At 57.4% G+C, this 11,053-nt stretch carries 7 protein-coding genes, 1 pseudogene and 1 riboswitch; of the genes and pseudogenes, 7 read left to right on the plus strand and 1 reads right to left on the minus strand.

The genetic code is table 11. The features are described from left to right. The first annotated feature begins 10 nt into the window (after positions 1-10). Positions 11-116, plus strand: a riboswitch (TPP riboswitch). 88 nt (positions 117-204) lie between these two features. Further along, positions 205-378 carry a hypothetical protein gene (locus L1N82_RS05060; RefSeq protein WP_235286291.1) on the minus strand — a complete coding sequence of 58 codons (174 nt, stop codon included), beginning with the start codon at positions 376-378 and terminating at the stop codon, positions 205-207. 70 nt (positions 379-448) lie between these two features. On the opposite strand from L1N82_RS05060, the gene thiC reads away from it, so the two are divergent. The 7 genes and pseudogenes from thiC to L1N82_RS05100 form a co-directional block, all read left to right on the plus strand. Next, entirely contained in the window at positions 449-2,209 is a 1,761-nt protein-coding gene (gene thiC / locus L1N82_RS05065) for a phosphomethylpyrimidine synthase ThiC (RefSeq protein ID WP_235286292.1), read from the plus strand. Further along, a complete protein-coding gene (locus L1N82_RS05070) occupies positions 2,202-3,341 on the plus strand; it encodes a ThiF family adenylyltransferase (RefSeq protein ID WP_235286293.1) in 1,140 nt (379 codons plus the stop codon). Before thiC ends, L1N82_RS05070 begins: the two co-directional genes overlap by 8 nt. Continuing rightward, complete coding sequence (thiE, locus tag L1N82_RS05075; RefSeq protein WP_328284428.1) at positions 3,334-4,170, plus strand: thiamine phosphate synthase; 837 nt, start codon at positions 3,334-3,336, stop codon at positions 4,168-4,170. Before L1N82_RS05070 ends, thiE begins: the two co-directional genes overlap by 8 nt. Positions 4,171-4,174: 4 nt before the next feature. After that, complete coding sequence (locus L1N82_RS05085) at positions 4,175-5,092, plus strand: thiazole synthase (RefSeq protein ID WP_328284429.1); 918 nt, start codon at positions 4,175-4,177, stop codon at positions 5,090-5,092. A 4-nt stretch (positions 5,093-5,096) separates the two neighbouring features. Continuing rightward, positions 5,097-6,236, plus strand: a complete 1,140-nt coding sequence (gene thiO, locus L1N82_RS05090; RefSeq protein WP_235286294.1) for a glycine oxidase ThiO — start codon at positions 5,097-5,099, stop codon at positions 6,234-6,236. Then, a complete protein-coding gene (gene thiD / locus L1N82_RS05095) occupies positions 6,236-7,084 on the plus strand; it encodes a bifunctional hydroxymethylpyrimidine kinase/phosphomethylpyrimidine kinase (RefSeq protein ID WP_407946695.1) in 849 nt (282 codons plus the stop codon). Before thiO ends, thiD begins: the two co-directional genes overlap by 1 nt. A gap of 819 nt (positions 7,085-7,903) precedes the next feature. Next, a pseudogene (locus L1N82_RS05100) lies at positions 7,904-11,053 on the plus strand (hypothetical protein); the annotation flags it as partial.

The raw sequence follows: 11,053 nt of genomic DNA on the forward strand, positions 1-11,053 counted from the left end.
GCTCAAGACATGAATCCACTAGGGGCGCCCTCGCGGGCTGAGATTAGGCATCTTGCCTTTGTCCCTTCGAACCTGATCTGGGTTATACCAGCGTAGGAAAGTGGGAATGTACGGACAGTTGCCGACATCATTTAAGGTCAGGGCTGCGCAGGTGTATCACCGCGTGCATGCCACAAGCCTGCCGGATGAAGGCCCTAGTCTCTATCATTCTGCCGCTTCCACGCCGGAAGCGGCTTTGCTGTGTTTACGGACAGATTTCCAACGCGGGAATGATGCAGACAGCACGCTGACGGCATGTAAGCGGAAGACGGGGAACAGGCGCGAAGAGCCGCAGCGAGCCGCATTGGCGCGTATGCAGCCAGCCTGCCCGGACCACATTTTCCATGCGCCTCCTACTGGATTCCAATGTACGCAATTGTACGTATACCATGGGGAGGTTTTTTGTGTTATGGCGATTTTGACAAATGCACTGCCGGGAAGCCGGAAAGTATATGTGACTGGCTCAAGAGAAGATATCAAGGTGCCTATGCGGGAAATCGGGCTGTCCGCGAGCGATGTGCGGGGCGTGGAGGTGCCGAATGAGCCGCTGCAGGTCTATGATGCAAGCGGTCCTTATACCGACCCGTCCTATGTAACCGATGTGCGCAAGGGCCTGCCGGCGCTGCGGGCTGCATGGATCAGCGAGCGCGGGGATACCGAGCACTACGAGGGGCGTGACGTCAGACCGGAAGACAACGGCTTCCGTTCTGAAGCCAAGGTGGCAGAGCAGGGTGCGGAGCAGTTCCCGAGCCTGAACCGCAAGCCGCTGCGCGCCAAAGCAGGCCGCAATGTGTCTCAGATGCACTACGCCAAGCAGGGCATTGTGACACCGGAGATGGAATTCATCGCGATTCGCGAGGGCATGGACCCTGAGTTCGTCAGAGCGGAAGTGGCGGCAGGCCGTGCAGTTATCCCGGCTAATATCAATCACCCGGAGAGCGAGCCGATGATTATCGGCAGACATTTCCATGTGAAGATCAACGCAAATATCGGCAACTCGGCCGTAGCGTCTTCTATTGAGGAAGAAGTGGAGAAGATGACATGGGCAACCCGCTGGGGCGCAGACACGATCATGGATCTGTCTACCGGACGCAACATACATACGACACGGGAGTGGATCGTCCGCAATTCACCGGTACCGGTAGGCACCGTGCCAATCTACCAGGCGCTGGAGAAGGTTAACGGCGTTGCCGAAGATCTCAGCTGGGAAGTGTTCCGCGATACGCTGATTGAGCAGGCCGAGCAGGGCGTGGACTATTTTACAATTCATGCGGGTGTGCTGCTGCGCTACGTGCCGCTAACAGCCAAGCGGGTGACCGGTATCGTATCACGGGGCGGCTCCATCATGGCGGCCTGGTGCCTGGCCCATCACAAGGAGAACTTCCTTTATACACATTTCGAAGAAATCTGTGAAATTATGAAAGCTTATGATATTACGTTCTCGCTCGGTGACGGCCTGCGTCCCGGCTCGATTGCCGATGCTAATGACGATGCCCAGTTTGCGGAGCTGGAGACGCTTGGCGAGCTGACCAAGATCGCTTGGAAGCATGATGTCCAGGTGATGATCGAAGGGCCGGGCCATGTGCCGCTGCACATGATCAAGGAAAATGTTGACCGCCAGATGGAGGTCTGCCAGGAGGCGCCGTTTTACACATTGGGACCGCTGACTACAGACATCGCTCCGGGCTATGACCATATTACGTCAGCGATTGGCGCGGCCATGATCGGCTGGTTCGGTACCGCAATGCTGTGCTATGTTACGCCGAAGGAGCATCTTGGACTGCCGAATAAGGAAGATGTGAAGGAAGGCGTTATCGCCTATAAAATAGCGGCCCATGCCGCTGATCTTGCCAAGGGCCACCCGCGGGCGCGGCTGCGTGACGATGCGCTGTCCAAGGCACGATTCGAGTTCCGCTGGCGCGACCAGTTCCACCTGTCTCTTGATCCGGAACGGGCAATGTCCTATCACGATGAGACACTGCCGGCAGAAGCGGCTAAGAATGCCCACTTCTGCTCGATGTGCGGCCCCAAGTTCTGCAGCATGCGGATTACACAGGATATCCGGGACTATGCGGCGGAGAACGGGCTGGAGACCCGCGAAGCGATTGAAGCGGGCATGAAGGAGCAGTCGGAGGCGTTCAAGGCGTCCGGCGGGAAGATCTATGTCTAAACAAGAGCCGGATCAGCTATTGGGCGGGAATGAGCGCTATTCCCGCCAGATCCGGTTTGGCCCGATCGGCCGCGGAGGTCAGCGCCGGCTGAGCGAAGCCGCCGTGCTGATTGTGGGTGTAGGAGCGCTCGGCGCTTCTATCGCCCAGCATATGGTGCGGGCAGGCGTCGGCAGCGTCCGCATTGTTGACCGCGACTATGTTGAGATCAGCAATCTGCAGCGCCAAGTGCTGTTCGATGAGGACGATGCCCGGGAGGCGCTCCCGAAGGCGGTCGCGGCGGCCGCCAAGCTGAAGCGGATTAATAGCGAGGTGAGGGTTGAAGCCTACGCCGCTGATGTGACTGCCGCAAGCGCTCCGGGGTTTGCCGCAGGCGTTGATCTGGTGCTGGATGGCACCGACAATGCGCCGACAAGGCTGCTGCTCAGCGACTTGTGCTACCGGCTTGGTATCCCATTCCTATATGGGGGAGCAACGGCCGCCAGCGGAATGAGCGGCATATTCATTCCAGGCGAAACGGCCTGCCTGCGCTGTCTGATCGGCGGCGAGGATGGCGGATCAACCGAAACATGCGATACAGCGGGAGTGATCTCGCCTACCGTTGATTTTGTCGCATCCCTGCAGGCTGCGGAGGCGCTGAAATGGCTCACTGGAAACCAGGAGGCAGTGCGGCGGACCTGGCTTACGGCCGAGCTGTGGCCTTTCCGTATCCGTGAGCTGCGGATGCCGCCGCCGGACGCTGATTGTCCGGTATGCGGGAAGCATCAGTTCCGTCAGACTGCGGGTGAGAATGCAGAGAAAGATGTTGATTCTGGCAGTAGTGAGCCTGATGCTGGTTCGGCGGCTGTTGTGCTGTGCGGACGAGATACCGTACAGGTTACCATGGCAGGCAAGCCTGACATGCTGAAGCTTGAGGCAAGGCTGAGCCAAATGAGCTGCAGAGTTGAGCGGAATCCGTATCTGCTGCGCGCGGAGCTGCCGGATTCAGGCATTCGGCTTGTCATTTTCCCGGATGGAAGAGTGCTGGTACAGGGAACATCTGATTTGGAAGAGGCGGTGAGGCTGTGCAATGCTTATATGCCAGTCGCACCATCAGGCTGTTGTAAAGAGGAGGAAGTGGACAGCGATGGGTAAGATGCGGGAATTTTCCCTTTACGTCATAACAGGCGAGCAGTACCATCCCGGCCGCTCAATGCTGGAGGTTATGGAGGCGGCGCTGGCCGGAGGTGCGGATATTGTACAGCTGCGTGAGAAAAACATGCCGGCTTCCGAGCTGCTGGAGAAGGCGCGGGCGCTCAGGGAGCTGACCCGCCGCTATAATGTACCGTTTATCGTGAACGATCATCCTGACATTGCACTGGCCGCTGAAGCGGACGGTGTGCATCTTGGCCAGGAGGATATGCCGATTGCGGAAGCCCGTGAACGGATGGGGGCTGACCGGATTATCGGGATCTCGACACATGCGATAGAGGAGGCTCGCGCAGCTGAACGCGACGGCGCTGATTATATCGGAGTCGGTCCGGTCTTTCCTACTGGAACGAAGCCCGGACGGCAGGCAGTGACGACCTCGTATGTCCGGCAGGTTGCGGATGAAATCCGTATACCTTGGGTGGCGATCGGCGGCATTACGCCGGATAACGCAGATCAGGTGCTGGCTGCAGGAGCGTCCAGGCTCTGCGCGGTGTCGGCTATCGTGGGCAGCAGCGATCCGGCGTCCGTATGCAGGCGGCTGAAGGAACAGATCGCGGCAGCCCGGGGAGAACGGGTGACCATTAAGCTGAACGGCAGAGAAGAGCTGGTTAGAGCGGGGACACTGGAGGAGCTGATACAATCCTACGGGCTGGCCGACAAGCGCATTGTGGCTGAGCTTGACGGCGTCATTGTGCAGCGTAACCGGTGGGAGAGCACGCAGGTAAGGGCAGGTATGACGCTCGAGCTTGTGCATTTTGTAGGAGGGGGCTGAACATATGTCATTCGACCAGCATCAGAAGGACGGGTTAACCATTGGCGGCAGAACGGTCAGCTCGAGGCTCTTCCTCGGTACGGGACGATTCCCGAGCCCTGCTGTCATGCAGCAGGCACTGGAGCAGTGCGGAGCCGATGTCATTACATTTGCCGTGCGCCGCGTGAATCTGGACTGGGTTCAGGACGATGCGATTCTGCAGCATCTGGAGGACCGGGGCCTGACTTACCTGCCGAATACATCCGGAGCCACGAATGCGGCGGAAGCGGTAAGGATCGCCAATCTGGCCAGGGCAGCCGGGCTTGGCAGCTGGATTAAGGTAGAGATCAGCGCCAATCCGCGGACGCTGCTGCCCGACCCGATCGAAACACTGAAGGCGACAGAGCTGCTAACGCTGGCAGGATTCACAGTTCTGCCTTACACCTCTGATGACCCTGTGCTGTGCAAGCGGCTGGAGGAAGTCGGAGCTGCCGCTGTTATGCCGGGCGGTTCGCCGATTGGAACAGGGCTTGGCATCCTGAATCCTTATAATATTGGTTTAATTGTTGAGGAAGCGAACGTGCCGATCATAGTGGATGCGGGGCTTGGCAGCGCAGTGGATGCCGCGCAGGCGGCAGAGCTTGGGGCGGACGGCATCCTGGTCAACACGCCGATCGCGAAGGCGAAGGACCCGGTTGCCATGGCCAAGGCGATGGCAATGGCCTTCGAAGCGGGCAGACTGTCCCGTGCTGCCGGCCGGATTCCGAGGAAACGCTATGCATCCGCAAGCAGTACGCCGGAAGGTGTATCGGAAGCATACTGGGCAGGAGGAGACCCGGGGAGCGGGAGCGTCTCTCAGGAGCGGAGCGCTGCAGGTCGAGCGGACACGGGTCTTCAAGCGGGCAGGGGTGCAGATCTCCCGGTGAAGGTGAAGGGCGGTTAACGGTATGGCAGAGCACATTCTGATTCTTGGCGGAGGGATTATCGGATTGTCCTGCGCCTTCACGGCAGCTGAACGCGGCTTCCGCATTACCGTGATTGAGCCGAATATGCCCGGCGGCCAGGCCTCCGGAGCGGCGGCAGGCATGCTGGCGCCGTTCTCGGAGAATACGGAGCAGCCGGATGATTTTTTTCACTTGTGCAGGGAAAGCCTGAAGCTCTACCCAAGCTGGATTGCCCGCATCGAAGATGCTTCCGGTGAGAAGATCGAGTGGCATGAGACGGGGAGTCTTAACGTGGTGTATCACGAAGCGGATATTAACCCGCTGTACAGCCGTATTCTGTGGCAGAACCGCTACGGGGCCGATGCCCGGCTGGTTATGCCGGAAGAGCTGCGTGAGATGGAGCCTGCGCTGACTCATGATGTGAAGGCTGCCGTATACTATCCGAATGAAAGCCATGTGTATGCCCCGGGGCTTGTGACTGCACTGGAGAAGGCATGCATGGCGCGGGGCGTAACCATCATCAGCCAGACCGGGGACATCGAAGAGGTGCGTCTGTCCGGTTCGGATATAGCTGTTGCTACAGCGAATGCGGGAGACCTGTCGGCCGACCGGCTGGTCGTCTGTGCTGGGGCATGGTCAGGCTTGTATGAACGCTGGTTCGGCATCACGGTTCCCGTTCATCCGATCCGCGGGCAGATATGTGCTTATGAGGTTCCCTTCGGCGAGGTCCGCCACATGATCTTCTCTCCGCAGGCATACTGGACGTCCAAGGCTAACGGAACGCTGGTTTGCGGAGCATCGGAGGATGTTGCCGGATTTGACACCTCTGTAACCGACAAGGGGATCGGCCGGCTTGTCCGCTATGGGCCGAAGACACTGCCGATGCTGGAACAGCTGCCTGTGGTGCACCGCTGGGCGGGCCTGCGTCCCGCTACACGCGATGGCCGGCCGCTGCTAGGCTTTGTCAGCGGAATGCCGCAGGTGATCATGGCAGCAGGCCACTACCGCAATGGCATTCTGCTTAGTCCAGTTACAGCGGAAGCGGTCGTCAGCCTGCTGGAAGGCAGGCCGGCACCTGTACCGCTGGCAGCATTCTCGCCGGACAGGTTCACAGCGGTTGCAGGAGGGGGAAGATTTAGATGATGAAGAGGCAGAGTCAGCGCGGGTATCCGCTGGCATTAACGGTTGCCGGCTCTGATTCAGGCGGCGGCGCAGGAATTCAGGCGGACCTGAAGACCATGCAGGAGCTCGGAGTGTTCGGGACGAGTGCTCTAACAGCTGTTACTGCCCAGAACAGTATGGGTGTGCACGGTGTGTTCCCGCTGGCCGTGGAAGCAGTAGCCGCGCAGATGGATTCGGTATTGGCGGATATGGGTGCGGATGCGGTTAAGACAGGCATGCTCTTTGCGCCCGATATTATCCGTGTGGTATCCGAGAAGCTAGGGCAGTACGGAAGTAAACCGGTCACCGTCGATCCGGTTATGATTGCCAAGGGCGGGGCTCCGCTGCTTCAGGAGGAGGCGGTGGAGACGATGAAGGTCTATCTGTTCCCGCTGGCCGAGGTTGTGACGCCGAACATACCGGAAGCCTGCGCTTTGCTCGGACTGCAGGAGGAAGATATCCGGAGCGAGGCGGATATGGTGGAGGCCGGACGGGCGCTTCTTCGTTACGGCTCCAGAGCCGTATTGATTAAAGGCGGCCATCTGCCGGCAGGGGCTGCTGCAGGGGAATGCGTCGATGTGCTGGTTACGGGCGGAGAGGAGCCTCTCATGTTCCGCACGCCCAGACTGCCTACCAAGCATACGCATGGTACCGGATGCACGCTGTCCTCAGCTATAGCGGCCATGCGGGCGCGAGGTGAAAGTCTGCCTGATGCGGTTAGAGGAGCCAAGCATTTTGTCACCGCTGCTATAGCAGCGGCTGTGCCAACTGGGCAGGGAATCGGTTCCTTGTGGCATGCGGCCCACAGGGAGGTTCCCGCAGGACGTTAGTGTGCCGGTGCTCCCATCTGGGGTTAAACTCGGAACGCTGCGATGCCGTCGAAAGACCCTAGAAAATTATCATTGAGAGTGAAGGAGACCACCCAATTGCGGGGAGGTCTCCTTTTTTTGCTAACTGGTGATAAGTATTTTTATATGTCCCAATTGTCGCAATCAGCTTATAATGGTAGGTGTACGTTATTCTACAGCTCGAGGAGACGAAGTCTTGATAGCTACAACATTAAAGTCAGTAAGAGCCTTGTACAAGCCCCAGAATCGGAAAATTAACTTTCTGCTGCTGAATGGTTTGGCGGTGCTGGTCTCACTCGTTCTCTGGATTAGAGAATACATATTTAACGGTTTCGATATTGCCTTCCCGATTGTGCCTTATATATTCTTAAGTTTATTTTGTGCGGTTGTTTCGCTTTGCGGCATTAATGGATATTATGCATGCTATTACTATGGTTTCTTTTGTTTCATCATGTACACCTATTATCTGTGGGAAACAATCGATACAAGAATGATGGGCATGGATACTTTTATTTTGACCTTATTGTTGTACCCGTTTACACTCCCGCCTTTCCCGGCTTTAACTCCGCTCATCACATTCGCAATTGACGTAATATGGAGGGGTAGAAGGAAACATAGGACTTAAAGCGGGTCTTTCGCCAGATTAATTTCCTCTTGATATAAACTCCAATTAATCAGCCTCTGGACAGAGCCTGCCAGTTCAATCTGCCCTTTTCCGCCTCTAGACGCTTATCCCCAGTGACCTGCCTATAGACTCATGCATAAGATGCCCTATATTACCAAGTACGAAGGAGAGGGCACATGGCTAAGAACAGGAAGGGAAGGCCGGTAAAAGGAACCCGAAAGCGCAGGCCGCTTTATTATGTGGATAATCCCAGAACCTCGGAGCTGAGCATGCTGGACGAATGGAATGCGAGCACGGAGGCGAAATTGTCTGCGGGCAGCAGCAGCGGGCCCAAACCGAAGGATACGGCTAAGGTACATGCTGCGGGAAGCCGAATATTTGCACCAGAGCCGGTACTCGAACCCATCGATTATTCACCTTCTTATTGGGATGAGCTGAACGAACTGGATGATTTGGGCGATCTGGACGATCTGGAGAGGCTGAGCGAACCCGAAGAATCGGGGGAAGCAGAAGAATTCGGGGAACCTGGCGAACTAGATAAACAGGAGAACGCCATGCAGGATGCCATGCAGCATGAGCAGGAGCGTTCATACAGGCTGGGCAGGCTTGAGGAGAAGAAGCTTCCCGACAAACCGGCTCCGATAATCTATACGGATGACTTGGCGGATGAATCCGTGACCGGAGCGAAGATTTCGCGCGGGGCAATTGATTCGGAGCGTCTGAAGCCGGGCAGTATTACAGCCAATTCACTCGCAGATTATGCTGTGGAGAGCATCAAGCTGGCGGACCGCTCGGTTACGAGCACGAAGCTGGCTCATGAGTCGGTAGAGGAAGCACATTTGACAGCCAACTCCATTACCGGAAGGAAAATCGCCGACCGCTCCATTACAGGTGACAAACTCGCAGAAGGCAGCATTACATCGGAGAAGCTGGCGGACCGGACGATAAGCTCCGACAAAATCGCTGAGCGCTCAATTGGTCCGAGGCATCTCCAGGAAGCGTTTGTCACAACAGAGCTGCTGGCAGACCGTTCGGTTACAGGTGACAAGATTATCAGCGGGGCGGTGGCAAGCGAGCATTTGGCCAACGAAGCCATAGATACGTCTAAGCTTGCTGACAATGCGGTTACAACGTCTAAACTGCGTAACGACAGCATCACCGGGAGCAAAATTAAGGATGGCGCTATTACAAGCAGTCATCTGCAGGAAGGCTTGCTGCTGGCACAGCATGTAGCACTAGGTGCAATTGAGGGAAAGCATCTGGCCCCGGAGTCGGTATCCGCAGATCACCTGGCGGCTTCATCTGTAGGCAGCCGGGCACTGCAGAACGGCAGCGTCGGAGCCGAACAGATGGCAGCCGGGGCAGTTGGTGAACAGCAGCTGTCAGTTGAAGCGGTTAGGGCAAGGCATATTAAAGCAGGCGAAATCTCTGTCGGTCATTTGGCTGACGGGAGCATTACTTCGGCAAAGCTTGCAGAGCAATCCATTACGACGATAAAGCTGGGGAACCATGCTGTAACGACTACCAAGCTTGCGGATCAAAGCATCATTGCCAGTAAAATTGCGGCCGATGCCGTGACAGGGAGTCATCTGGTGAAAGGAACCATTACATCCGATAAATTGGCCGACAGCTCTATTAATGAGCAGCATCTGAGCCAATCTGCAGTTCGAGCAAAGCATATACTACCGGGATCCATTCAGAAGCAGCATATAGAAGACGGGGCGGTAACAAGCGTTCATCTGGCGGCCGGCACTGTAGGCGACAAGCATATTCAGGCGGGAGCTGTGAAGAATACACATCTGGCAGACGGATCAGTGGACCAGAGCAAGCTCGCTGAGAACAGTGTAAACGGCTACGCGATAGGTAACAGTATCGTACAGAGCAGACATCTGGCTGAAGGGTCCGTTACATTTGATAAGCTGGCGAAAGGTGCGGTTAGAGCCGTACATCTGGCTCCCGGCGCTGTTAACTCAGCTTCTATCCGGGATGGCTCGGTCCAAGCGGATCATCTGGGCAAAGGTGCAGTCGCACCGGTTCATCTGTCAGCTGCGGCTGTTAGCGAAGGCGCAATTCAGGATGGTGCGGTATCGGCGGATAAGCTGCAGAACGGTATCATCAGCAGCCAGCATCTAACAGCAGGTGCCGTGCTTTCCCAGCATATTGGTGATTATGAGGTAAATTCGTTGAAGCTTTCACCTGAAAGCGTGTCGACGGATAAATTGACGGAGCTTGCGGTAACGAGGTCGAAGCTGGCCGACGGCGCTGTAACGTCCGGAAAGCTGGCGGATGAGGCGGTAACCGGCGGCAAAATTGCAGCAGGAGCAGTGGAGACAACTGCGCTGGCGGACGGAGCGGTAACGGCGGAGAAGCTGGCAGCTGGCGCAGTAGGTGCCGAGCACATACTGGCAGGTTCGGTGGACGGAAGCCGGTTGGCGGCAGGAGCCATTGAAGCGGAGCATATCGCCAGTCAGGCAGTAGGCAGCGGACAGCTAGCGGACGGTGCGATTGCAACGAAGAAGCTGGCGGACGCGTCGGTCACGTCCTGGAAATTGGCGGATGGAGCGGTAACCGGCAGGAAAATCACGGCAGGAGCCATAGAGACAGCTGCGCTGGCAGATGGAGCGGTAACGGCGGAGAAGCTGGCAGCTGGCGTTATAGGCGCCGGGCATCTGCAGGCGGGCATAGTGGACGGAAGTCGATTGGCGTTAGGAGCTGTTGCAGCAGAGCATATCGCTGCCCAGTCGGTAGGCAGCAGTCAGCTGGTGGATGACGCAGTCACTACAGAGAAGTTGGCCGACGGCGCTGTAACGTCCGGAAAGCTGGCGGATGAGGCGGTAACCGGCGGCAAAATTGCAGCAGGAGCAGTGGAGACAACTGCGCTGGCGGACGGAGCGGTAACGGCGGAGAAGCTGGCAGCTGGCGCAGTAGGTGCCGAGCACATACTGGCAGGTTCGGTGGACGGAAGCCGGTTGGCGGCAGGAGCCATTGAAGCGGAGCATATCGCCAGTCAGGCAGTAGGCAGCGGTCAGTTAGGGGATGAAGCAGTTACAGCGAAGAAGCTGGCCGACGGAGCTGTAACGTCCGGGAAGCTGGCAGATGAGGCGGTAACCGGCGGCAAAATCGCAGCAGGAGCGGTGGAGACAGCTGCGCTGGCAGACGGAGCGGTAACAGCGGAGAAGCTGGCGGCTGGCGCAGTAGGTGCCGAGCACTTAATGGCAGGCTCGGTGGACGGAAGCCGGTTAGCGGCAGGAGTTGTTGCAGCGGAGCATATCGCCAGTCAGGCGGTAGGCAGCAGTCAGCTGGTGGATGACGCAGTCACTACAGAG

Origin of the sequence: Paenibacillus tarimensis (genome assembly GCF_021532315.1) — a bacterium.
Taxonomy (GTDB): Bacteria; Bacillota; Bacilli; order Paenibacillales; family Paenibacillaceae; genus Paenibacillus_I; species Paenibacillus_I tarimensis.